This is a genomic window from Luteimonas sp. RIT-PG2_3 (assembly GCF_054902115.1).
In genome coordinates this window covers 202,979-226,491 of the sequence record NZ_JBUBPF010000002.1, presented here as the reverse complement: position 1 = coordinate 226,491, position 23,513 = coordinate 202,979, and the positions used below count along the sequence as shown (strand labels likewise).

Sequence of the window (23,513 nt, the reverse complement as noted above, 5' to 3'; positions counted from 1 at the left end):
CGAATCGCAATCCGCGCTTTGAACAGGTGCTCACACCTTCAGGTGCCAGCCCCGTCGGTCCATCCACGCGACGATCACCCACCAGATGCCGACATACGCCAGCGCGAAGGCCAGCGATGGCAGGTACGGCCCGACATGCGGCGTCATCCAGCCGGCGAAGCCGCGCTGATAGAGCCATCCCCACAGGCCGGTCGCCAACAGCGCATAGACCACGACCGCAGCGCCGGCATAGGCGGTGATCGCATTGACGCCGAAGCTGCGACCGATCGCCGGCCAGTGCCAGCGATCCACGCACAGGTGGCACAGCAGCAGCGCCAGCATCGCCCAGCCGCCGGTCCATAGCGCGTACGACGAGGTCCACAGCGTCTTATTGAACGGCAACCAGGCCGACCAGACCCAGGCGAGGATCAGGGCCGACAGCGCCGCGATCGCCAGTGTGCGCAGACGCCCCTGCCGCAACCACTGGCCGGCGCGCACGCCGAGCAGCGTCGTCGCGATCGCCGGCAACGTCGACAGCAGGCCTTCGGGATCGTAGCCGAGTCCGCTGCCGTCATCGAAGCGATACAGCCATGCTCCCAGCAGTGCGGTATCGATGCGGCTGCCGATGTCCTGTCCAGGGGAGAGGCTGCCGCCGGCCAGCAGCAGGGCCCAGTAGCCGAGCAACAAGCCCGCCAGCACGATCCATTGCATGCGCGCACGGGTGTACAGCGCCAGCGCACCGGCAGCCGCGAAGCACAGGCCGATGCGCTGCAGCACGCCGTAGGGCCGATAGTGCGCGAGATCCAGCCACCACCAGGCCAGCAGCTGCAGCAGCAGCCCGATCGCGACGATCCGCAGTGCGCGCGTGGCGACCGCACCCATCAGGCGACGGCGGCCCGCACTGACGTCGATACCCGCGCGGACACCCGCATCCAGACGCGGCACCACGCCGAGCGCGATCGACACACCGACGATGAACAGGAAGAACGGGAACACCAGGTCGGTCGGCGTGCAGCCATGCCATGGCGCATGCAGCAGCGGCGCGTAGACATGGCCCCAGTCGCCGGGATTGTTGACCAGCAGCATCGCGGCGACGGTCAGGCCGCGCAACGCATCCACCGATGCGTAGCGTGGCGCCGCGCTCATGCCTGCGCGGCTTGGTAGTGCCCACCGATCCAGGTCGCCTGCAGATCCAGACCATCGTCCAGCAGCACGAAGTCGGCGCGGCAACCCACGGCGATGCGGCCATGGCTGGCGCCCAGGCCGACGAACGCGGCCGGATAGGTCGCGGCCATGCGTGCGGCTTCGTCCAGCGGCAGGCCAAGCTGCTCGACGGTGTTGCGGACCGCGGTCAGCATGTCCAGGGCCGAGCCCGCGAGCGAACCGGCGGCATTGCGCACTACACCATCGATCGCGGTGATGGTCTCGCCATAGAGCACGTAACTCGGATCGTCGGCACCGACCGGCGGCATCGCATCGGTGACCAGGAAGACCTTGCCGCGCGGCTTGGCGGCGATGGCGACGCGCAGGCTGGCCGGATGCACGTGTACGCCGTCGACGATGATGCCGATCCAGCTGTCCGGGTCGTCCAGCGCGGCGCCGACCACGCCGGGCTCGCGCCCCTGCAGCGGCGACATCGCGTTGTAGAGATGGGTGAAGCCGCGGATGCCGGCGGCGAGGCCCGTCCGGACTTCATCGTAGGTCGCGGCGGTATGGCCGGCGGCCACGACCACGCCACGCGCCACAAGCGCGCGCACGACCTCGGCGGGGACCTGCTCCGGGGCCAGGGTCAGCAGGGTGACGCCATTGTCCAGCGACCCGGCGAGTGCGATCTCGTCGGCATCGGGGACACGGAAGGTCGTGGCGTCGTGCGTGCCCTTGCGTGCGGGTGCGATGTACGGCCCTTCGAGATGGATGCCGAGCACGCCGGGCACCTGCTGCACAATCGCGTCGCGGGTGGCGTCGATCGCCTTGCGCATCGCCGAGACATCGTCGCTGATCAGCGTGGGCAGCAGGCCGGTGGTGCCGAAGCGCCGGTGCGCCTGCGCGATCGTGCGGATGCCGTCGACGGTCGGCGTGTTGTTGAACAGCACGCCGCCACCGCCATTGACCTGCAGGTCGATGAAACCCGGCAGCAGGGTATGTCCCTGCAGGTTGACACGTCGCACCGCCTGCACGCGCGCATCGTCGCTGGCGACGATCGCGGTGATCGCGCCATCGGCGACCAGCACCGCCAGACCGTCGCGGAAGCCATCGTCGGTCAGCACGCGACCGTTGACCAGCGCGAATCCGTCCTGCATGTCCTCTCCCGGTGCAACCCTCATCGCAGCACGCTCCCCACGGCACGCGGCATCGCATCGGCACGATGCCCCACACGTCCTTCCAGACCCATCGCGACCAGACCTTCCCGAATCAGATTCTCGAACATCAGATTCTCGAACATCAGATTCTCGAACATCAGACTCTCGACCATCAGGCGCCTCGCCATCAGACCGTCTCGGTGACCTTGTTCAGATGCGGCGGCGCATCCGGGCTGAACCCGCGCCGCAACGACAACGCATTGATCGCGCGATAGAAACTCTGTACCGCAAGCAACGGCGCGCTGGCCGGATGCGGCGCCGGTGCGACCGGCAGGTTGCCGTGCGGCGAGGCCAGCCAGACCTGCGCACCACGCGCGCGGAATTCCTCGGCCAGCGCCAGTGTGCCGGCCTCGGTCTCGTCCGGCTGCGCCAGGATCAGCACCGGAAAGCCCGCACCGACCAGCGCCATCGGGCCATGCTTGACCTCGGCCGAGCTGTAGGCCTCGGCATGCAGGCCGCAGGTTTCCTTGAACTTCAGCGCCGCCTCCTGCGCCGCGCCCAGGCCCAGGCCACGCGCGAGCACGAACAGGTTGTGCGCCGGCGCCAGGCCATCGACCAGCGGCGTCCAGTCGCAGCGCCACGCCGCCTGCAACGCCGCCGGCAGCAGATCCAGCGACGCGATCAAAGTGGTATCGGCTGACCAGTGCGCGGCCAGCTGCAGGATGGCCGCCAGCGAGGCCAGGTAACTCTTGGTCGCAGCGACGCTGCGCTCGACGCCGGCATTGAGCGCGATCACCGTGTCGGCCAGCTGCGCCAGCGGCGAGTCCTCGACATTGACCAGCGCGACCACGTGCGCGCCGGCCGCGCGCGCGGCCTCGGCATTGCGCAACAGGTCGGGACTCTTGCCGGACTGCGAGATCACCAGGTACAGCGCGCCCTGCAGGCGCTGCGGCACTTCGTAGACCGAACCGATCGACGGCGACGCCGAGGCGGTGACGATGCCCAGCCGGGTCTCGAACAGATACTTGGCATAGGTCGCGGCATGGTCGGAGCTGCCGCGCGCGCAGGTCACGACGAACGGCGGCGGCGCGGCGCGCAGGCGCGCGGCCAGTTGCGTGACCACGGCCTCGTTGCGGGCGAACTGCGCGGCGATCAGCTCGCCGGCCTGCGCGGCCTCGCGGAACATCCACGTGGACGTCTCGTCGACCGTGCCGGTGTGTACGTCAGCGGGCGGGAAAGGGGTCGCGGACATCGGTCATGCGTCCTGGGTCGGCGGCTTCGGTGCGCGCGGTCGCATCGGCGCGGTGGAACCGCGCACGACCAGTTGCGGCACGAAGCCGTGGTTGTGGGTGGCGTCGGGCTTGAGGTCGGCCTCCTGGCGCAGGCCGGCGATCAACATGCGCGCCGCATGCCGGGCGATGTCTTCGGTGGCCTGCTTGGCCGTGGTCAGGGCCGGCCACGACTGGCGCGAGAACGGGCTGTCCTCGAAGCCGGCGATCGACAGGTCGTAGGGCACGTTCATGCCGGCAGACTTCGCCGCCGCGAGCACGCCGGCCGCGATTTCATCGTTGGACCCGAAGATCGCCGTCGGCGGATCGCGCAGCGACAGCAACCGGCGCGCACCGCGGAAGCCATCGTCGAAGGTGTAGTCGCCCGGGATCACCAGATGCTTGTCGAGGGTGATGCCGTATTCGGTCATCGCCTTCTCGTAGCCCAGGTAGCGTTCGGAGCTCGACAGATGCTGTTCCCCGCCCCACAGGAAGCCGATGCGCTGGTGGCCCAGCTGGATCAGGTGTTCGGTGACCTCGTAGGCGGCATCGCGATCGTCGACATAGACGCAGGCGTGGCCGTCCTTGGGATCCTCGGCGGCAGCAATAATCCGGATCATGCGGATGCCGCGCGCGGCCAGGCGTTCGATCAGGTCCATGCGCTCGGAGATCGGCGCGGTCAGCACCAGGCCCGCCAGCCGCGAGCGCTGCACGAATTCGATCAGCTCCTCGACCAGCAGCGGCGAGGTCGAGTCGCAGGGATGAATCTGCAGGCCGAAGCCGGTCTCGCGACAGGCCGACAGCACGCCGTTCTGCATGCCGATGATGTGGTACGGGTTGGGGTTGTCGTAGACCAGCCCGATCACGTACGCATTGGAACTGCGCAGGTTGCGCGCCGAGGGATCAGGCTCGTAGTCGAGGTCGGCGATCGCTTGCAGCACGCGCGAGCGCGTGCCCTGCAGCACCGAGGGCTCGTTGTTGATGACCCGCGACACGGTCTTCAGCGACACCTTGGCGCGTTCGGCCACGTCGCGGATCGTCGGCTTGCGGGTCTTGTTTCCGTTGTCGTCCATCATCTCGGGGGCTGTGGGCCTGGCAGGCGCGGGGGAAGGAGGGACATCATTGTCCCGCATGCACGGCAGCGTGCCTGCGCGGCGGCGGGTCCGTCCGTCGGCGCGTCAGCGGGCGGCGGCATGGCCGACGCGGTGGCCACGCAGCGCGAAGAACAGGATGTACAGGTAGCACGGCAGCATCAGCAGCAGGAACACGACCTGGAAGTCGTAGTGCTGTTTCATGATCGCGAACAGCCGGGGGATGATCGCGCCGCCGACGATGCCCATGATCAGCAACGCCGAGCCCAGTTCGGTATGCCGGCCGAGGCCGCGGATCGCCAGCGGGAAGATCGCCGGCCACATCATCGCGTTCGCGAACCCCAGCGCGGCCACGCAGGCGACCGAGGCATAGCCATCGGTCGAGTAGGCCGCGACCACCAGCAGCGCGCCCAGCACTGCCGACCATTTCAGGTAGGCCTCCTGCGAGATCCAGCGCGGGATGATCAGCAGGCCGACCACGTAGCCGACCAGCATCGCGCCCAGCGTGAACGAGGTGAAGAATTTGGTCTGGTCCAGCGGCAGCCCGAACGCGTGGCCGTAGGTGCCGATGGCGTCGCCCGCCATGACCTCGACGCCGACGTAGGTGAACATGCACAGCGCGCCCAGCCACAGGTGCGGGTACTTGAACACGCTGCCGCGGTCGCCGCGCGCGCCGGAAGCCGCGTTGACTTCGGAGGCGCGGATTTCCGGCAATGGCGAGAACAACACGCCCACCGCCAGCAGGGCCAGCAGCCCGGCCATGACCATGTACGGCGTATGGATCTTCGCGGCGAAGGCATTCAGCAGTTGCTGGCGCGTGGCCTCGTCGACGGTCTCGACCTGCGCGGCAAGGTCGCCGATGCCGCGCATCACGAAGATGCCAAGCATGATCGGCGCCAGGATGCCGGCCAGCTTGTTGCAGATGCCCATCACCGCGATGCGCTGCGCGGCGCTCTCGATCGGGCCGAGGATGCTGATGTAGGGATTGGCCGCGGTCTGCAGCACGGCAAGCCCCGCACCGATGACGAACAGCCCCGACAACGCGCCCGGATACCAGCGCTGGGTCGTGAACTCGCCGAACAGGGCCGCGCCGATGGCCATGACGAACAGCCCGACGGCGATGCCCTTCTTCATGCCGGTGACCTTCAGGATCCACGACGACGGGATCGCCAGGAAGAAGTACGACAGGAAGAACACCGTCAGGATCAGGAAGGCGTTGACCTCGTCGAGCTCGAAGGCCAGCTGCGCGAATGTGATCAGCGGCCCGTTGAGCCAGGTCACGAAGCCGAAGATGAAGAACAGCACGCCGATGATCGCGATCGACACGATCGGGCGGGCCTGCGGGGAGGACGGCGCGGCAGCGCCTTCGACAGCTGACATCGTGGACATCTCCTCTATGGACAGGGCCCGGACCGGCCTCCCCATTCCTGTCTTGTGGGGAATGCGATGACTAACGTTGTCATATTTCGCGGACGAATACCACGGCATCGGCAAACTTTCGGGCGGTTCCGATGCCGATAGTCTTTTGCAGCGCAGCATGGATGGCGCAGGACAACCAAGCAGATCAGGGCGGAAACCCCCTAATGACGCCATTCTTGGACGCAATACGGGGTCATATGACGTATTGGTGACACCGATGCGAGCGTTGGACACGATCGGCAAAGTTCTTTCATAGGAATGCTTGACATCGTTGTCATGATATTTCCACACTCGGCGCAACGTCGGGTCACCGGCGATGCCAAACCGTCCTTCCGGAGTCTTCGTGGCCGCGATCGCCCACCCACTGCCGTCCCTGCTCCTCGACCCCGCGGCCACGCGCCTGATCGCGGCCGACGTGGGCGGTACCCATGTGCGGATCGGCCTGGTCACGCGCGACGCCGCCAACGCGCCGCTATCGATCCACGGCTATCGCAAGTACATCTGCGCCGACTACAGCGGACTCGACGAGATCCTGGCCGACTTCATCGCAAGCCTGGATGGCATGCCCGTGCAGGCCGCCGCGATCGCCAGTGCCGGGCATGCGCTCGACGACGGCACTCTGATCTCGCGCAACTTGCCGTGGACGATCTCGCTGCCGCAGCTGCGCCAGCGCCTGGGCATCGCCGACCTGCGCCTGGTCAACGACTTCGAAGCGGTCGCCCATGCCACCGACTTCGCCGGCAACGCCGTGCTGCGCCTGACCGGTCCGGCGACCGCGCCGGACGGTCCGGTGCTGGTCATCGGTCCCGGCACCGGCCTGGGCGCCGCCGTGCGCATCCCGGCGCACCCGCACGCGATCGTGCTGCCGACCGAAGCCGGCCAGGCCGCGCTGACCACCGGCAACGCGATCGAAGCGCGCGTGCTGCAGGAGTTCCTGCGCGGCCGCAGCCACGTGCCCAACGAGTACGCACTGTCCGGCCCCGGCCTGATGAACCTGCACCAGGCGCTGTGCGCGATCGAAGGCGTCGCCAACCGTTACGACGCGCCGAGCGCGGTGACGGCGGCCGCCATCGACGGCAGCGATCCGCTGGCGCGCCGCACGCTGGAGATCTTCTGCGGGCTGCTCGGCAGCACCGTCGGCGACATGGCGCTGCTGTACGGCGCCCACGGCGGTATCTACCTCGCGGGCGGCATCCTGCCGCAGCTGCGTGAATTCCTGCTGCAAAGCAGTTTTGTCGAACGGTTCCTCAACAAGGGACCGATGCGAGCGGTACTCGAGCGTATTCCCGTGACGCTGGTCGAGCACGGGCAGTTGGGCGTGATGGGAGCGGCCAACTGGTACCTGACCAGGCGTGAGGACGCGTCGCACAAGACGTCGGAATAGAACAAGCAACCAGGCGAAGGATCGCCGATTGATGACCGCTGTACGGCACACGGCCAACCACCCTTCGGGCGGCCTGCCGCATCCAACCAAGGCTCGGTGCGTACCCGCGGACAACCCCGGGATCGCCACCGCTACCCAAGAACAGTGATGGAGAGAATCACATGACCTACCGTAAATCCACGCTGTCCGCCGCGATCACGCTGTGCCTCGGTTTCGCCGCGCACGTGCATGCCCAGGACGCGCAGACACAGGGCCAGTCGGCCAGCAGCAGCGAGCCTGCAGAACTCGACCGCGTCATCGTCAAGGGCATCCGCGGCAGCCTGCAGCAGGCCATCGAGACCAAGCGCAATTCGGATGCGATCATCGACGTCGTCACCGCCGAGGACGTCGGCAAGTTCCCGTCCACCAACGTGGCCGAAGCGATCTCGACCCTGCCGGGCGTGACCATCGACAAGGCCTTCGGCCAGGGCGAGAAGATCAGCATCCTGGGCACGGACCCCGCGCTCAATCGCACCCTGCTCAACGGCCAGACGGTGGCGTCGGCCGACTGGTTCATCACCGACCAGCCCGGGCGCACCTTCAACTACTCGCTGCTCGCGCCGCAACTGGTCGGCAAGGTCGAGGTCTACAAGTCGCCCGAGGCACACATCGACGAAGGCTCGATCGGCGGCACGGTCATCGTCACCACGCGCAAGCCACTGGAGCTGCAGGGCACCACGATCTCGGGCCAGGTCGGATACCTGTACAACGACCGCATAGAAAGCGGCGAGCCGCAGGTCTCGGCACTGTTCGGCTGGAAGAACCAGAACGAGAACTTCGGCTTCATCCTCTCAGCGCAGCGCTCCAACGAAGGCATCCGCCGCGATGGCGTGGAATCCTACGGCACCGTGACTGGCCGCGACTACGCCTATGGCCGCGATGGCGGCGGTGGCTCGGTCTATAACACCCCGATCGACTGGTCGCTGCCGGCCGACGAGAATGGTGAATGGCAGCGTTTTCCCGGCACCTGCACCGGCACCTGCGAGACCACGCTGCTGGCCAACCTCGACGCGGTCGGTCCCAACTCGGTCAGCGCGCATTATTTCGAACAGCAGCGCAAGCGCGACACGATGTCGCTGGCATTGCAGTTCAAGCCCAACGACAAGCTGGACATCGAGTTCAACGCGCTCAACGTCAAGGCCAACTACGACAACATCAGCCATTCGATGTTCGCCTTCAACGGCAACGCCTACAACGCCCTGGGACGCCTGACCGACCTGACCGTCGACGGTGGCGTCATCACCAGTGCGACGTTCGCCAATGCCTTGACGGTCTACGACCTGATCAACCGCCAGGCCACGGTCGACACCGACTCCTACGACCTCAAGGCCACCTGGAACGACGAACGCTGGTTCGCATCGACCCATCTGGGCACCACCAAGGCCACCGGCGGCACCGGCCGCCAGGTCTTCGGCGAGTTCCTCAACTGGGCCGACTACACCTACGACATCAGCGGCACACCCCGGCTCGACTTCAACGGCGCCAATCCGTTCACCAACCCGTCGGCCTATCGCGTCGATGGTGGCTACGCCAGTCCGTGGCACACCAACCCGCCAGCCCAGGACAATTGGGCCCCCGGCTGGGGCGGCAACATCGTCACCAAGCCGACCCGCGACGAGGAAACCTACGGCCAGGTGGACTTCGGCATCCGCCTGGACTCGCCGGTGTACCAGGTGCGCTTCGGTCTGAAGCGCCGCGAGCACGAAACCTCGCAGACGATGTCCGGTGTCGCCCTCGCGGCGGTGCAAGGCTATGGCGATGCCACTGCGGACATGTTCAGCCCGCGTCCGTTGCCCGGCAACTACCTGGGAGGCTTCGGCAACACCGGCGACCTGTCCAACCGCTTCACCATCGATGGCTGGGCACTGGCCGACTACATCCTCAGCGGCAACTGGCTGGCGCCATGGCAGACGATGCCGGTCCCGGATACCTTCATCTCGCGTGACTTCGTCTCCAACACCTGGACCGTCACCGAGGACATCAACGCTGCCTACGTGCAGGCCGACTACAGCTGGAACGGCTTCCGCGGAAACGTCGGCTTCCGCTACGTGCAGACCGAGTCCGAGAGCCTGGGCTGGCAGTGCACGGTCAGCGCGGACTGCACCACGCTGGGAGCCGGCAACAACGGCGTCCATACCTACGACCTGATCAGCGTCAAGAAGAAGTACAACGACTTCCTGCCCAACCTCAACGTCGCCTATGACTTCAGCAACAACCTGGTACTGCGCTTCTCCGCAGCCAAGGTGATTTCGCGACCGAACTACGGCGACATGTCCAACTTCCTGTGGCTGGGCCCGCAAACGCTGACCGGCGGTGGCGGCAATCCCGAGGTCGATCCGTATCGTTCGACCAACCTGGACTTCTCTGCCGAGTGGTACTTCAGCGAGAACGGCATCCTGGCGGCGACCTTGTTCCACAAGGACGTCGGCAACTACATCCTGGTCACCACCCGCACCGAAACCCATTTCAACGAATCCACCGGCCAGCCATCGCAGTTCACGGTCTCGCGCCCGGACAACGCCGGCGAAGCGAAGATCAAGGGCGTGTCGTTGAACTACCAGCAGACCTTCGGTGCCGGATTCGGCGTACTGGCGAACTACACCTACTCCGATGCGCAGGCCAGCACCGGCGACCCGATGCCGTGGACCTCGGAGAACCAGTACAACCTGAGCCCGTTCTTCGAGAACGATCGCTTCAGCGCCCGGGTCACCTATTCCTGGCGTTCGAAGTACTACACCCAGGTCGATCGCGGCAACTACCTGGTCACCGATGACTACGATTCGCTGGATGCGAACCTGAACTTCAAGATCAGCGACAACCTCAGCATCTCACTGGACGGCATGAACCTGCTCGACTCGGAGTACTACACCTACGCCGAGGTGCCAGGCATCGCCAACACCGAGAAGCTGGTGCGCGGCCTGTACCGGACCGGACGTCGCTACATGGCCTCGGTACGCTTCCAGTTCTAACTGCTTCCGTTGCAACCATTGCCGGTTGCCTCCACGGGCCTGGATTCGTCCGGGCCCGATTTTTTTGCAAGCGGCCCGTTGCGGCCGCTGACATGACCGCATGACCAGAAGGAAGACCGCGATGCCTCACCACCACACGATCTCTCCGGCCCACGCCGCATCGGCACGCGCGGATGCCGCAGCGCGCTCGCGTCGCCTGCTGCCGGATGCACTGCGCTCCGGCGAGCTGTTGTCCAAGGGCCGCCTCGCGCTGGTCGCGATGTTGCTGCCGCTGCTCCTGGCCGCGTGTAGCGCGGCGTCGACACCGCCGGTCGTGGTCGGGAAGCCGGCCCTGATTCCGGCGCCGGCCTCGTTGCAGACGCTGGACGGACACTTCACCGTCGATGCCCGCACGCGCGTGCGGGCGGGCGACGAGGTCGCGCGTCGCGTGGCCGGGCAGTTCATCGAGTTCGTCGCGGTCTCCAACGACCTGCACCTGGACATCGCCGGTGATGGCAGCGATGCTGACGGCATCCGCTTCCGGATCGATCCGCAGGCGGCGGCCTCGCCGGAAGGCTATACGCTCGACATCACGCCGACGGGCGTCGATGTGCGCGCGTCCGATGAGCGCGGGCTGTTCTACGGCGCGGTGACGCTGTGGCAACTGCTGTCGCAGGCCGACGGCGCCGTGGTGCAGCTGCCGGCACTGAAAATCGACGACGCGCCGCGTTTCGGCTGGCGCGGCTTCATGCTCGATTCCGCGCGTCATTTCCAGAGCGTCGAGGAGATCAAGCAACTGCTCGACACGATGGCGCTGCACAAGCTCAACGTCTTCCATTGGCACCTGACCGACGACCAGGGCTGGCGCGTCGAGATCAAGCGCTATCCCAGGCTGACCGGGATCGGCGGCTGCCGGATCCCGGCCGGCGATGGCGGCGTCGATCCCGCCACCGGCAAGCCGGTGCCGTACTGCGGCTTCTATACCCAGGCGCAGATCCGCGACGTGGTCGCGCATGCCGCCGCGCTGCACATCAGCATCGTCCCCGAGTTCGACGTCCCCGGCCACGCCACCGCGGCGATCGCGGCCTATCCGGAGCTGGGCACGATCGACACGCCGCTGGTGCCGTCCAACGAGTGGGGCGTGTTCCCGAACCTGTTCAATGCCGAGGACGATACCGCCGTGTTCCTGGAGAACGTGCTGGCGGAAATCGTCGAGCTGTTCCCCGGCCGCTACGTGCACATCGGTGGCGACGAGGCGGTCAAGGACCAGTGGGAAGCCTCGGCCCGCGTGCAGCAGCGCATGCGCGAGCGCGGCGCGAAGACCGAGATGGACCTGCAGGGCCTGCTGGTCACGCGGCTGGAGAAGTTCCTCGCCAGCCACGACCGTCGCCTGATCGGCTGGGACGAGATCCTCGAAGCGGAACTCCCGGCGTCGGCCACGGTGATGTCGTGGCGCGGCACCGAAGGCGGCCTCACCGCCGCGCGCCAGGGCCATGACGTGGTGATGAGCCCGTCATCGCACCTGTACCTGGATTACCTGCAGACCGACTCGCCGAACGAGCCGCCCGGCCGCCCGGCGATGGTCTCGCTGGAGAAGCTCTACGGCTTCGAGCCGGTGCCGGCTGAACTGGAAGCTTCGCAGCGCGGGCATATCCTCGGCGTGCAGGCCAACCTGTGGACCGAGCACACGCGCACGTTCGCGCGCCTGCAGCACCACATGTTCCCGCGCCTTGCCGCCCTGGCCGAAACCGGCTGGTCACCGACGGCGAAGCGCAATTACGCCGACTTCCTGACCCGCCTGCCGGCACAGTTGCACCGCTACACCGCGACCGGCATCGCCTTCGCGCAGACGCCGTTCGAGGTCATCGCCGACGCGATCGACGACCGCAAGGCCGGCACGGTCGCAGTCACGCTGCGCAATCCGCTGGGCTATGCGGTGCACTACACCACCGATGGCAGCGAGCCGCTGGCAACGTCGCCGCAGTACACGCAGCCCCTGCAGTTGCCGCTGCCGGCAAAGGTCAACGCGGCCGCGTTCTTCGACGGCGCCCCGCTGGTGCCCGCGACCCATCATGTCTTCAACGCCGATCGCCTGCTGACACGCCACAACGCGCAGTTCGCGACCTGCCCCGACACCGGCCGGCTGCTGCTGCGACTCGAGGACGACGGCCCGCTGGAGGGCGAGCGCGCGATCTTCAACGTGACGATCTTCTATCCCTGCTGGTCGTGGCCGCAGGCCGACCTGGACGGCATCACCGGGCTGAAGATCCGCGCCGGCCGGATGCCGTACTACTTCCAGCTCGCGCACGACGAACCCAATCGCCGCTTCCTGCCTGCGCGCAGCACGCATGGCGAACTGCTGGTGCAGACGGGCAGTTGCACCGGGCCCACCGTCGCGACGCTGCCGCTGCCGGCCGCCACCGACGCCGATGGCTTCATCACGCTGGACGCCCCGTTGCCGGCGAACAGTGGCGGCAAGACCGACCTGTGCTTCACGTTCACCGGCGACACGCGGCCAGCGATGTGGGTTCTTGACCGGGTGACGCTGGAGCCGCGCAACCGCTGAGATTGACAATCGCGATCCGCTTGCGATGAATCAATACAACAGATAGCGCCTGCGCAACTGTTCGAACTCCACCAGCTCAGGCTGCCAACGCGCTTCGATCTCGGGCCAAGGACGGCCCACCTGCAACGCCTGGCGGATCCAGTCGTTGCCGGCGAGCTTGTCGAAGAACGGCGTCTCGACCGGCTCGAAGCGGAACGCCTCGGGATACATCGCCTGCAGCGTGGCGACCAGCGCGACGCCGGTGCGGACCGGACGGAACGCAGCACGGTCGCTGACATGCAGTTGCACACCGGCGCAAGCCACGCCCGCATGCTTGGAGAACGACGGTGTGAACCAGGTCGGACGAAAGCGCACGCCGGGCAGGCCCAGCGCGTTCATCCGCGCGGCCAGCGCCGTCGCATCGATCCACGGCGCGCCCACGATCTCGAACGGCCGCGTGGTGCCGCGCCCCTCGGACAGGTTGGTGCCTTCCAGCAGCGCCGTGCCCGGATACACCAGCGCGGTGTCGGGCGTGGGCATGTTCGGCGACGGCGGCACCCACGGCAGGGCAGCGCCGGGTTCGGCGGCATCGCGACGCCAGCCCTGCATGCGCACCACCTGCAGCCTCGCACCGATACCGAACCCGGTATTGAACAGGCCCGCGAGTTCGCCGATGGTCATGCCATGCCGGACGGGGATCGGATATAGGCCGACAAACGATGCCTGCGCCGGTTCCAGCACCGGGCCTTCGACGAGCACGCCGCCAATCGGATTCGGCCGGTCCAGCACCACGACCGCGATGCCTGCGCGCTTCGCGGCCTGGAGCGCGTAGGCCAGCGTGTACGGATAGGTATAGAAGCGCGCGCCGACATCCTGGATGTCGAACACCAGCACATCGATATCGCGAAGCATCTCGGGCGTCGGTTCGCGATGCCCGCCATACAGGCTGTGCACCGGCAGTCCGGTGGCGGCATCGCGGCTGTCGTCGACGTGATCGCCCGCCTGCACGTTGCCGCGCACGCCGTGCTCGGGGCCGAACAGCGCGACCAGGTGCACATCGGGATGGTTCGCCAGCAGATCGACGGTACTGCGCAGTTCGCGATCGACGCCGGTCATGTTGGTGATCAGGCCGACGCGCTTACCGTGCAACAGGCGCGCGCCGTCGTCGAGCAGCACGTCGAGCCCTGTCTTCAAACGATCGCTGCCGTCGGTGCCGGCCGCGACATCGCCTGCCTGCGCGGACAAGGGTAACAGCAGGCAGGCCATGCACAGCGTCAGCGCCCAGCGCCGGATCCGTGCCCGCGGCCATGCCGATCCGCGTGCAGAGGCCGATGTCCCGTGCAGGCCAGGGAATGACCGCTGATGTCCCGGCACCGTGTCCGCCTTGCCATGCTGCATTGCACTCTCCCGCCCTGGTGCCGACGCATTGCCGCAACGATGGTCATCCGCGCGATCTGCGGGTTTGATCTCGATGGCGGCTGCCTGTATATCAAGTGTATCCGCATCCCCGGGGGAGTCGATGCCGACCCAATCCGTATCCGTCGCCGGCCGCGCGTCGCGCCGATGCACGCCGTCGCCGCTCTCTGCGCATTCATTGCGATCGCTGTTCGCGTCGATGGCGACGGGCCTGGTCCTGATCGCCTGCAACACCGTGCAGGCCGTGCCCGTCACGGACATGCAGACCAAGGACACGCAGGCGCGCAAGGCGGCGGATGCGCAGACACCGCTGTCGCTGATTCCCGCACCGGCATCGCTGCAGTACGGGCAGGGCCACGTCAGCATCGACGCCACCACACCGTTGCGCGCGCATGGCGAGGGCGCCGCCGTCGCCGCGGCCCAGTTCGCCGATCTGCTCGCGCGGACGCGCGGCCTGCACCTGCAATTGGAGACGGCGGCAGATGACGCTGTGCCCGGCCCATCCGCATTCCGCCCATCCGCGCCGGGCATCGACCTGACGCTCGATCCCGCGCTGTCCGGCGATGCGGCCGAAAGCTACCGCCTGCGCATCGGACCCGAGGGCGTCGACCTGCGCGCCGGCGATGCCGCCGGCCTGTTCTACGGCGCGGTCACGCTGTGGCAGTTGTTGACCGCCGACGATGCAGCGACATCGCCCGCGCGACTGCCCGTCCTGCGCATCGACGACGCACCCCGTTTCCGCTGGCGCGGCTACATGCTCGACTCCGCGCGCCACTTCCACAGCGTCGACGAGATCAAGGGCATCATCGATGCGCTGTCGCTGCACAAGCTCAATGTCTTCCATTGGCACCTGACCGACGACCAGGGCTGGCGCGTCGAGATCAAGCGCTATCCCAAGCTGACCGAGGTCGGCGGTTGCCGCATTCCAGTCGGCGATGCCGGCATCGACGCCGCGACCGGCACACCGCGCCGCTACTGCGGCTGGTACACCCAGGCGCAGATCCGCGACGTGGTCGCCTATGCCGCGCAACGCCACATCACCGTCGTGCCCGAGATCGACGTGCCCGGCCATGCCACCGCCGCGATCGCCGCCTATCCCGAACTCGGCGTCACCGGCGCGCAATTGCCGGTCTCCAGCGAGCGCGGCATCCACAGCAACCTGTTCAATGTCGAGGAAGACACGCTGGTGTTCCTCGAGCATGTCTTCGACGAAGTCGTCGACCTGTTTCCCGGGCGCTACATCCATGTCGGCGGCGACGAAGCCGTCAAGGACCAATGGAAGGCCTCGCCCCGCGTGCAGCAACGCATGCGCGAGCTCGGACTGGCCGACGAAGCCGCCCTGCAGAGCTGGTTCATCCGCCGGCTCGACCGCTTCCTGACCGGCAAGGGCCGCCAGCTGATCGGCTGGGACGAGATCCTCGAAGGCGGCCTGCCGCCGGCCGCGACGGTGATGTCGTGGCGGGGTACCGAAGGCGGCATCGAAGCCGCGCGCCAGGGCCACGACGTGGTGATGTCGCCGACCACCGACCTCTATCTCGACTACCTGCAGACCTCGTCGCCGAACGAACCGGCCGGTCGCCCGAAGACCAACACCCTGCAGACGTTCTACGCGTTCGAGCCGGTGCCGGCCGCGCTGGAGCCCGGACAGCGCGGGCACATCCTCGGCCTGCAGGCCAACATGTGGACCGGCGACACGCGCACGTTCGCAGGCGTCGAGCACAACACCTTCCCGCGCCTGGCCGCGGTGGCCGAAACCGGCTGGACGCCCGCGGCGAACAAGCACTTCGACGATTTCATCGCACGCCTGCCGGCGCAACTGCAGCGCTATCGCGCGCTCGGCATCGGCTACGCGCAGACGCCCTTCGAAGTCATGCTCGAAGAAGTCCCGCCCGATCAGGTCATGCCTGACTCGACCAGCCGCAATACCGCGCCGACACCCGGCGCGCGCGTCGCGCTGTCGAACGCGCTCGGCTATCCCGTGCACTACACGCTCGATGGCAGTGATCCCGCGCCCGACGCGTCGCAGTACCGCCAGCCCCTGGACATCGCGCTGCCTGCGACGCTGCGAGCACGGGCGTTCTCGCATGGGCGTCCGCTGGCAGCGATCGACACCTTCCGCATCGATGCCGCCAGCCTGCTGACGCGCAGCGACGAGCAGCTGGCGCTGTGCCCGGGCAACACCGGCCCGGTGCTGCGCATGGAGGACGACGGACCCGACAACGGCCCGCGTGCGCTGTTCAATGTGCCGATCTTCGCCCTGTGCTGGACCTGGCCGTCGGCGCCGCTGCAGGGCATCGACGCGATCCGCGTGCGCGCAGGGCGCCTGCCGTATATGTTCCAGCTCGGCGCCGAGGACAGCCAGCGCCGCTACCTGCCGGCGACCACCGCGCATGGCGAACTCGACATCCGCAGCGGCGGCTGCGAGGGCCCGGTGCTCGCCAGCGCACCGCTGCCGGCAGCGCCCGATGCCGATGGCTTCATCACCGTGCAGGCGCAGGTCGCGCCGGGCACGCCGCATGCGCCGCAGGACCTGTGCATCCGCTTCAGCGGCGATACCCGGCCGACGATGTGGGTGCTCGACCGCATCACCCTGCTGCCTGCGGCGCCGCGATGAGCGGCCCGCTCGCATCGTCGCGGCGCACTCTCATCTGCGTGGTCTTCTCAATCAGCGCACCTGGGCCTGTGTCTACTCGCGCCCCTGTTCCTGCTCGCGCGCCTGTCCTTGTCTGCGCTTCCGCTTCCGTTGTCTGATCCACAAGGAATGAACCTCGATGTCGAACAAGCCGATCTTCCGATCCCCGATGGCGCAGATGGCGGGCGCACTGATGGCGGGCGCGCTGGCGATGCATAGTGCAGGCGCCGCGACGCGTGGCCCGGTGACCCGGCTGCTCGGGATCGAACCGTCCGCGCAGTCGATCGACTACCTGGAGCATAAGCAGCAGTTCCAGCTGCATACGCTGCTGACCGAGCAGCGCCATCCGCGCACGATGGACCTGAGCCGGCGCATCTCGGCTGATACCACGGCCGGGCTGGAAGCGCTGTTCTCGGTCGATCGCGATGTCGCCGCCACGATGGACGCCGTGGCCGGCGATCCCGCGCGCCTGCGCCAGCTGGAGGACGCATCGCTGGCGATCCAGGACGCGCTGCGCGCCGGACATCGCATCTATTTCTACGGCACCGGCTCGACCGGCCGCCTGGCCGAGACCCTGGAGAGCGGGCTGTGGCGACCGTTCTGGCAACGCGCCGAACGCAGCCCGTCGTGGCCGCGCATCGCCGCCGCATTGCCGGGCATCGGCGAGCGCGTGCGCGGCGAGATCACCGGCGGCGACCGCGCCCTGATCAGCTCGCTCGAAGGCTTCGAGGACCTGCAGCTGATCGGACGCCTGCAACTGCAGGACAACGGCATCGATACCGGCGACGTGGTATTCGCAGTCACCGAAGGTGGCGAGACCTCGGCGGTGATCGGCACCGCGCTGGCGGCCGCCGCACTCAATCCTGGCAAGCCGCAGCAGACCTGGTTCGTCTACAACAATCCCGATGCGGTGCTGCTGCCGTTCCATCGCAGCCGCAGCGCGATCGAACATGCCGACATCACCGCGGTCAACCTGGCCACCGGCCCTCAGTCGATCACCGGATCGACGCGGATGCAGGCGACCACGACCAGCCTGTACGCGCTGGGCGTGGTGCTGGAGGACGCGATCCACAAGCTGCTGCGGCCGGTGCTGGATGCCGATGCGCTGCAAGCGCTGGGCTTCTCCGCCGATGCGACGATCGCTTCGCGGCTGCGCGACTTCGCGCAGATCCAGACCACCGTCGCCGCCAGCGCGCCGGCCCTGGCGGCATGGACGGATCGCGAAGCAGCTGCCTATGCGGCCGGTCGCCATGCCACCTACCTGACGCAGCGCGCGTTGATGCCAGTGTTCGTCGACGTCACCGAACGCGCGCCGACCTTCCGGCTCGCGCCGCTGGATACCGTGGATGCCGCCGAACGCCGGTCATGGATCCAGGTCTGGACGCCGACCGCCAACGCCGCCGACGCCTGGCAGGCCTTGCTGCACCGGCCGTTCCATGGACTCGACCCGGCACGTTACGAAGCGCCCTTCCGCGAACAGATCGAGGATCCCTACCTGCGCACGTCGGCCCTGAACAGCCTCGCGCTGGCCGGCGACCGCCAGCAGACGCTGTACGACCTGTCGTTCTCGACGCGCAACCGCGAACAGCGCGGCCCCGCGACCGGCGACCATGGCGCGCTGATCCTGCTCGGTGACGAAATGCCCGCGGCCGCCGTCGGCGACTGGCTGTCGGCCTTCGACACCGCCCAGGCCCCGGTCAGCATCATCCAGGTCTCGGCCGATGCCACACCGGCCGGCGCGCAGCCGCTGCAGTCGCTGGCACCCCAGGCGCAGCGCATCTCGGTGGTCGTGCCGCAACGCGACGCGCTCGAACTCAACCAGATCATCGCGCTGAAGATGCTGCTCAACGCGCACTCCACCGGCATCATGGCCAAGCTCGGGCGCGTGGTCGGCAACACGATGACCGCCGTGCAGCCGGGCAACCTGAAGCTGATCGGGCGCGCGACCTACCTGATCCAGTCGCACGTCAACGCCGTGCTCGCCAGCGAGGTCTGGCGCAGCCGCCACGGCGACACGCCGCCACTGGACTACGCCGAGGCCAATGCCGTGCTGTTCGACGTCATCGATAGCCGCCGCAACGATCCCACGCTGACCAGCAGCCCGGAAGTCGAACTGGTGATCGTGCGGATCCTGGAAAGCCTGCGCGAGCAGCGCGCCCTGTCATGGGACGAGGCCGCCGCACTGCTGCGCGGACAGCGCCTGGATGCCTACCTCGCGACCTACGACAAGCCCCTGTAAGAGCGGCTAGGGCCGCGACCCGCAATCCCGGCACGTAATCTCAATGCACACCGATTCGCGACCATGGTCGCTCCTACGGGCGACGCCCATCCAGCCGCAGCAGCAGGTCGCGCCATGGCGCCAGCCGCGTGGTCACGCCGACCAGCACGCCGAGCGTATTGGCCAGGCCGTCCATGACGTCCTGCATGCGGTTGTCGGTCAGGTTGCCCTGCGCGACCTCGATGCCCACGCCCAGCAGCACCAGACCCAGGCCGGCCACCAGCAGGCCGGTCCAGCTGCGGAACAATTGCACCGCACACGAGGCCAGCACGAAGTAGGCCAGGAAGTGGCCGATCTTGTCGCTGTCCTGGATGTCGGGCATCGGCGGCGGCGGCATCAGCGAGACCACGATGACCGCCACGATCGCCAGCGCCCACATCAGGCACCAGAAGCGCGGATGCCGCAGCGGCTTCAGCACCTGCTCGAAGCGCGAGCCGCCCATCGTCGCGCCGCTCACAGCCGGAAGCTCAGGTCGCCGACCAGGAATGCGGCGCCGAACTCGACGTCGCGCGCGAAGCCCATCGCCTGGAAACGCTCGCCCATCGCACCGGGCAGGGTCAGGGTCTTGGCCTCCTGACGCAGGCGATAGCGCTGCGCCTCGTCAGCCGCGCGCGCCTCCTGCGCAGCCAGCCGTTGTTCGAGCGCGTTGCCGATCAGGAAACTGGTCTGCGAGCAGTAACCGGAAAAATCGAAACCGGCCTGCGTGCCCGCCTCGGCCAGCGCAGTGAAGTCCACCGACGCCGTGAGGTCCTGCAGGCCCACGCGCGCGAGCACGTCGTTGACCACCTGGTGGCGATGGAACGCGCGCAGCGTGCCGTCGTCGCGCTGCCGGTGATAGAACTCGCGGCGCGGGTAGCCATAATCGATGAACAGCAGCGCGCCCCTGCGCATCGGCCCGATCACCGCCTGCACCCAGTACGGCAGCTGCGGCAGGACCTCGGAGCGGTAGCCCGGCGGCAGCGGTGCGTCGAGCCCGCGCTCCAGGTGGCGCACGGCGGCCACCAGCAATGCATCGGCCTCGCGATCGACGCGGCGGAACGCGCCATCGGCATCGACCGCGACGTGCTCCTCGAACACCTCGTCCTCGCCGATGACGAAACGCGGCGTCGGCAATGCATCGATGACCTCGTTGGCGAACACCACGCCGTCCCAGGGTTCGGCGAGCGGACCGTCAAGCCAGACCACGCGCTCGAACACCGGCGGCGTGAGCCGCAGGCGCAGATGCTCGCGCTGGCGTTCGCGCAGATCGGCGCTGGGCTCGAGGATGCAGTAGCGCGCGGGCATCGCATCGATCGCCATCAATTGCTTGATCGCATATTCGGCAAAGCGGCCGGTGCCGCCGCCGATCTCGACGAACTGCGCCTCCTCGCCCAGCTGGCGCAGCACGGTCGCGACCGCTTCGGCCACGCATTCGGCGAACAGCGACCCCAGCTCCGGCGCCGTGACGAAATCGCCGGCCGCGCCGAACTTGGCCGCGCCGGCGCTGTAATAGCCCAGGCCAGGCGCATACAGGGCCAGCTCCATGAACCGCGAGAACGGCACGCTGCCGCCGGCGGCAAGGATCTGTTCGCGGATCAGGGCTTCCAGGTGCGCACTGTGCGCGCGGGCATCGTCGGAAAGTTCGGGCAGAGACATGTGGCGGCAACTATGGCGACAATGCACAGGATAACGAGATTCGCAGGCAGACCCGCATGAACGCTCCCCGCCCCGTCGCCCTGGTCACCGGTGCCGCCCGCCGCCTCGGCGCCGCGATCGCCCGCCGGCTGCATGCCGAGGGCTACGACCTGGTCCTGCACTACCGCAGCTCACGGGCCGACATCGACGCGCTGGCCGCCGGGCTTGAGGCCACGCGCGCGGGCAGCACGCTGGTGCTGCAGGCGGACCTGGCCGCCTTCGACCGCCTGCCCGAACTGGTGGCCCACACCATCGGCCGCTTCGGACGACTGGACGCGCTGGTCAACAATGCCTCGTCCTTCCATCCCACCCCGATCGGCCAGGCCACGCCGGCGCAATGGGACGACCTGTTCGCCAGCAATGCGCACGCACCGTTCTTCCTGTCCCAGGCGGCCGCGCCGCACCTCAAGGCCAGCCGGGGCAGCATCGTCAACCTGGTCGACATCCACGGCGAGCGTCCACTCAAGGACCACGCCGTCTACAGCATGGCCAAGGCCGCGCTGATCATGGCCACGCGTGCGCTGGCGCTGGAGCTGGCGCCGGACGTCCGCGTCAACGCGGTCGCGCCGGGCGCGATCCTGTGGCCGGAATCGGTCGCGACCGAAGTGCCCAGCGCTGAACAGGTCGCCCATCAGCAGCAGCTGATCGCACGCACGCCGCTGGCGCGCACCGGCTCACCCGACGACATCGCCGACGCCGTCCTGTGGCTGTTGCGCAGCGCCCGCTACAGCACCGGCCAGGTACTGCGCGTCGATGGCGGCCGCCTGCTGGAGTAACCGCGACCTGCGCACCCGACCCCAAGCATCAAGGCGTAGGGCGGGTCTCGACCCGCGATGACGCGAGCCACGACGGCGCGCGCCGTCATGACGCGAGCCACCACGACTCCACCGGACACAACCGGAGCATGCATGCGGGATATCACCCGCACGCCCTCTGGGTGTCACACCTTCACCGGGTCGAGACCCGGCCTACACCCAGACGTCGTTCGGGGCGGTGTAGGTGCCGCCGGCGTCGCCGGTGTTGACGACGCCGCGTGGTTCGACCAGCAGCACGCTGCATTCGTGCGCGGCGACCGGACGGTGTTCGACGCCCTTGGGTACCACGTACATTTCGCCGGCCGCGAGCGCCACCGCGCCATCGCGGAACTCGATGGTCATCGCGCCGTCGACGACCAGGAAGACTTCATCGGTGTCGGCATGCTGGTGCCAGACGAATTCGCCCAGGATCTTCACCAGCTTGAACTGGTAGTCGTTCATTTCGGCGATCACGCGCGGCGACCAGTGTTCCGAGAACCGGGCCAGCTTGTCGCTGAAGTTGATGGCGGTCTGTGTCATCTGCGTGGCGTGCCTTGGCTGGATCGCGATCTGCGAGGTTGGCGGGGTCGGACGGGCTTGACCCGTCCGCACCGGTCACTTTAGCGCCCTGCCCCCACATCGATCGACCGTGGCCTGCCCGGTCGCGTGGATCGGCATCCCGAGTCTGGACACCGCGCGAGACGACACGGTGCTCGCGGGACATCGGACCGGCCGGGCCGAGGCCCGGCCGATGTCATGCCTTGGGAACGAACGCGTGCTCGAGGTCGGTGCCGCGAAACGCCGCCGGGGTCTCGTGCGACATCGCGTAACGGTACAGCGCCGCCGAGTAGATGCCGCTCAACGCCGCCTGGTAGACCGCCATCAGCAGCAGGCCGAGCACGAACACCACACCGACGGCGATCGCCAGCGGGATCGAGACCTGCGCAGCCAGGAACGCCAGGCCCACGCCGACGACCGCGACCACCGCGGTGATCAGGCCGAACGCGGCGCCGATGCCGACGGTGCCGATCGCGTTCTCGCCCCAGGTCCGCTTCAGCAGGCGCACGCTTTCCTTCAGCGCATCGATCGGGCCGATGTCGCGGCTGACCAACACCGGCACCACCAGGAAGGTCGCCAGCGTCCACGCCACGCCCAGGCCGCTGCCGAGCAGGCGCACCAGGACGTTGTTGTCGCGATCCTTCAGCGACTGCAGGATCACGCCGACGGTTGCCGCGATCGCGGCATAGCCCAGGATCGCCGGCAGCCGCGACTTCGCGGCGTTGATGCCGTCCGACAGTGTCGGCCGGCCGCCCTCGAGACGGATCGTCGCGGCGCCGACCAGCGCGCAGTTGAAGAAGATGATGACGCTGTACTGGAAGAAGTAGAACAGGAAGCCGAACACCACCGCGCCGACACCGAAGCCTTCGGCGAAGATCCGCAGCGCGAACATCGGGATCAGGAACGTCGCCAGCACGACCAGGGTCGCGAGACTGGAGATCACCGGGAACAGCATCAGGTGCTTGTCCGACCGCAGCACGGCCGCGCTGGCCTTGACCAGTTCCCAACTGCGCGCGAATTTCTCGAACATGCCCCGTCTCCTCGTTGAATGGCGCCATGGTGCTGCCAATCCGGTCGCCCGGCAATTGACAGAAGTCACCTACACGACGTGGCGGCGGAGGAGGATGTGACGGGATCGCGCATGGACGCGTGACGCGCAGGCCGGGCTTCGAGCGGGCTTCGAGCCGG

17 protein-coding genes are annotated in these 23,513 nt (G+C 67.8%); 6 read left to right on the top strand and 11 right to left on the bottom strand.

What is annotated here, in order from left to right; translation table 11 throughout:
* Positions 1 to 30: 30 nt before the first annotated feature.
* The 6 genes from ACYX7E_RS03865 to ACYX7E_RS03840 form a co-directional block, all read right to left on the bottom strand.
* Positions 31 to 1,125, bottom strand: coding sequence for an acyltransferase family protein (locus ACYX7E_RS03865; protein WP_462079239.1), 1,095 nt, complete (start codon positions 1,123 to 1,125; stop codon positions 31 to 33).
* Positions 1,122 to 2,279: an N-acetylglucosamine-6-phosphate deacetylase gene (gene nagA, locus ACYX7E_RS03860; protein WP_462079238.1), complete on the bottom strand. Its 1,158-nt coding sequence runs from the start codon at positions 2,277 to 2,279 to the stop codon at positions 1,122 to 1,124. Before nagA ends, ACYX7E_RS03865 begins: the two co-directional genes overlap by 4 nt.
* 20 nt (positions 2,280 to 2,299) lie before the next feature.
* The gene (locus tag ACYX7E_RS03855; RefSeq protein ID WP_462079237.1) at positions 2,300 to 2,437 is read right to left on the bottom strand and encodes a hypothetical protein; all 138 of its coding nucleotides are present in this window, start codon (positions 2,435 to 2,437) and stop codon (positions 2,300 to 2,302) included.
* Positions 2,438 to 2,466: 29 nt separating this feature from the next.
* Positions 2,467 to 3,531, bottom strand: a complete 1,065-nt coding sequence (locus tag ACYX7E_RS03850; protein WP_462079236.1) for an SIS domain-containing protein — start codon at positions 3,529 to 3,531, stop codon at positions 2,467 to 2,469.
* A gap of 3 nt (positions 3,532 to 3,534) precedes the next feature.
* Positions 3,535 to 4,620 carry a LacI family DNA-binding transcriptional regulator gene (locus tag ACYX7E_RS03845; protein ID WP_462079235.1) on the bottom strand — a complete coding sequence of 362 codons (1,086 nt, stop codon included), beginning with the start codon at positions 4,618 to 4,620 and terminating at the stop codon, positions 3,535 to 3,537.
* Positions 4,621 to 4,725: 105 nt separating this feature from the next.
* Positions 4,726 to 6,018, bottom strand: a complete 1,293-nt coding sequence (locus tag ACYX7E_RS03840) for a sugar MFS transporter (protein WP_462079234.1) — start codon at positions 6,016 to 6,018, stop codon at positions 4,726 to 4,728.
* Between the two features lie 382 nt (positions 6,019 to 6,400).
* Between ACYX7E_RS03840 and ACYX7E_RS03835 the strand changes: the two genes are divergently transcribed.
* The 3 genes from ACYX7E_RS03835 to ACYX7E_RS03825 all read left to right on the top strand — a co-directional run bounded on the left by ACYX7E_RS03835 (position 6,401) and on the right by ACYX7E_RS03825 (position 12,994).
* On the top strand, positions 6,401 to 7,441 hold the full coding sequence (locus tag ACYX7E_RS03835; RefSeq protein WP_462079233.1) for a glucokinase: 1,041 nt from the start codon (positions 6,401 to 6,403) through the stop codon (positions 7,439 to 7,441).
* Positions 7,442 to 7,602: 161 nt separating this feature from the next.
* Positions 7,603 to 10,449, top strand: coding sequence for a TonB-dependent receptor (locus ACYX7E_RS03830; protein ID WP_462079232.1), 2,847 nt, complete (start codon positions 7,603 to 7,605; stop codon positions 10,447 to 10,449).
* Between the two features lie 121 nt (positions 10,450 to 10,570).
* On the top strand, positions 10,571 to 12,994 hold the full coding sequence (locus tag ACYX7E_RS03825; protein ID WP_462079231.1) for a family 20 glycosylhydrolase: 2,424 nt from the start codon (positions 10,571 to 10,573) through the stop codon (positions 12,992 to 12,994).
* A 30-nt stretch (positions 12,995 to 13,024) separates the two neighbouring features.
* Here the strand turns inward: ACYX7E_RS03825 and ACYX7E_RS03820 are convergent, their stop codons facing one another.
* Positions 13,025 to 14,218 (bottom strand): exo-beta-N-acetylmuramidase NamZ family protein, encoded by a 1,194-nt coding sequence (locus ACYX7E_RS03820; RefSeq protein WP_462079230.1) that lies wholly within the window; start codon positions 14,216 to 14,218, stop codon positions 13,025 to 13,027.
* Positions 14,219 to 14,588: 370 nt separating this feature from the next.
* Here ACYX7E_RS03820 and ACYX7E_RS03815 point away from each other — a divergent pair, with 370 nt between their 5' ends.
* Positions 14,589 to 17,003, top strand: coding sequence for a beta-N-acetylhexosaminidase (locus tag ACYX7E_RS03815; protein WP_462079229.1), 2,415 nt, complete (start codon positions 14,589 to 14,591; stop codon positions 17,001 to 17,003).
* Positions 17,004 to 17,160: 157 nt separating this feature from the next.
* Positions 17,161 to 19,260: an N-acetylmuramic acid 6-phosphate etherase family protein gene (locus tag ACYX7E_RS03810; protein ID WP_462079228.1), complete on the top strand. Its 2,100-nt coding sequence runs from the start codon at positions 17,161 to 17,163 to the stop codon at positions 19,258 to 19,260.
* Between the two features lie 73 nt (positions 19,261 to 19,333).
* On the opposite strand, the gene ACYX7E_RS03805 is transcribed toward ACYX7E_RS03810, so the two are convergent.
* The gene (locus ACYX7E_RS03805; protein ID WP_462079467.1) at positions 19,334 to 19,741 is read right to left on the bottom strand and encodes a VanZ family protein; all 408 of its coding nucleotides are present in this window, start codon (positions 19,739 to 19,741) and stop codon (positions 19,334 to 19,336) included.
* A gap of 11 nt (positions 19,742 to 19,752) precedes the next feature.
* Complete coding sequence (locus ACYX7E_RS03800; RefSeq protein ID WP_462079227.1) at positions 19,753 to 20,934, bottom strand: class I SAM-dependent methyltransferase; 1,182 nt, start codon at positions 20,932 to 20,934, stop codon at positions 19,753 to 19,755.
* Positions 20,935 to 20,990: 56 nt separating this feature from the next.
* On the opposite strand from ACYX7E_RS03800, the gene ACYX7E_RS03795 reads away from it, so the two are divergent.
* The gene (locus ACYX7E_RS03795; protein ID WP_462079226.1) at positions 20,991 to 21,749 is read left to right on the top strand and encodes a pteridine reductase; all 759 of its coding nucleotides are present in this window, start codon (positions 20,991 to 20,993) and stop codon (positions 21,747 to 21,749) included.
* A 192-nt stretch (positions 21,750 to 21,941) separates the two neighbouring features.
* On the opposite strand, the gene ACYX7E_RS03790 is transcribed toward ACYX7E_RS03795, so the two are convergent.
* A complete protein-coding gene (locus ACYX7E_RS03790; protein ID WP_462079225.1) occupies positions 21,942 to 22,307 on the bottom strand; it encodes a cupin domain-containing protein in 366 nt (121 codons plus the stop codon).
* A 214-nt stretch (positions 22,308 to 22,521) separates the two neighbouring features.
* Positions 22,522 to 23,355 carry a DUF6159 family protein gene (locus tag ACYX7E_RS03785; protein ID WP_462079224.1) on the bottom strand — a complete coding sequence of 278 codons (834 nt, stop codon included), beginning with the start codon at positions 23,353 to 23,355 and terminating at the stop codon, positions 22,522 to 22,524.
* Positions 23,356 to 23,513: the final 158 nt, after the last annotated feature.

Coding starts and splice junctions, on each gene's coding strand:
- ACYX7E_RS03865 (WP_462079239.1), bottom strand. CDS start 1,125: ATGAGCGCGGCGCCACGCTACGCATCGGTGGATGCGTTGCGCGGCCTG.
- nagA (WP_462079238.1), bottom strand. CDS start 2,279: ATGCAGGACGGATTCGCGCTGGTCAACGGTCGCGTGCTGACCGACGAT.
- ACYX7E_RS03855 (WP_462079237.1), bottom strand. CDS start 2,437: ATGTTCGAGAATCTGATGTTCGAGAATCTGATGTTCGAGAATCTGATT.
- ACYX7E_RS03850 (WP_462079236.1), bottom strand. CDS start 3,531: ATGTCCGCGACCCCTTTCCCGCCCGCTGACGTACACACCGGCACGGTC.
- ACYX7E_RS03845 (WP_462079235.1), bottom strand. CDS start 4,620: ATGGACGACAACGGAAACAAGACCCGCAAGCCGACGATCCGCGACGTG.
- ACYX7E_RS03840 (WP_462079234.1), bottom strand. CDS start 6,018: ATGTCAGCTGTCGAAGGCGCTGCCGCGCCGTCCTCCCCGCAGGCCCGC.
- ACYX7E_RS03830 (WP_462079232.1), top strand. CDS start 7,603: ATGACCTACCGTAAATCCACGCTGTCCGCCGCGATCACGCTGTGCCTC.
- ACYX7E_RS03825 (WP_462079231.1), top strand. CDS start 10,571: ATGCCTCACCACCACACGATCTCTCCGGCCCACGCCGCATCGGCACGC.
- ACYX7E_RS03815 (WP_462079229.1), top strand. CDS start 14,589: ATGGCGACGGGCCTGGTCCTGATCGCCTGCAACACCGTGCAGGCCGTG.
- ACYX7E_RS03810 (WP_462079228.1), top strand. CDS start 17,161: ATGTCGAACAAGCCGATCTTCCGATCCCCGATGGCGCAGATGGCGGGC.
- ACYX7E_RS03805 (WP_462079467.1), bottom strand. CDS start 19,741: ATGGGCGGCTCGCGCTTCGAGCAGGTGCTGAAGCCGCTGCGGCATCCG.
- ACYX7E_RS03800 (WP_462079227.1), bottom strand. CDS start 20,934: ATGTCTCTGCCCGAACTTTCCGACGATGCCCGCGCGCACAGTGCGCAC.
- ACYX7E_RS03795 (WP_462079226.1), top strand. CDS start 20,991: ATGAACGCTCCCCGCCCCGTCGCCCTGGTCACCGGTGCCGCCCGCCGC.
- ACYX7E_RS03790 (WP_462079225.1), bottom strand. CDS start 22,307: ATGACACAGACCGCCATCAACTTCAGCGACAAGCTGGCCCGGTTCTCG.
- ACYX7E_RS03785 (WP_462079224.1), bottom strand. CDS start 23,355: ATGTTCGAGAAATTCGCGCGCAGTTGGGAACTGGTCAAGGCCAGCGCG.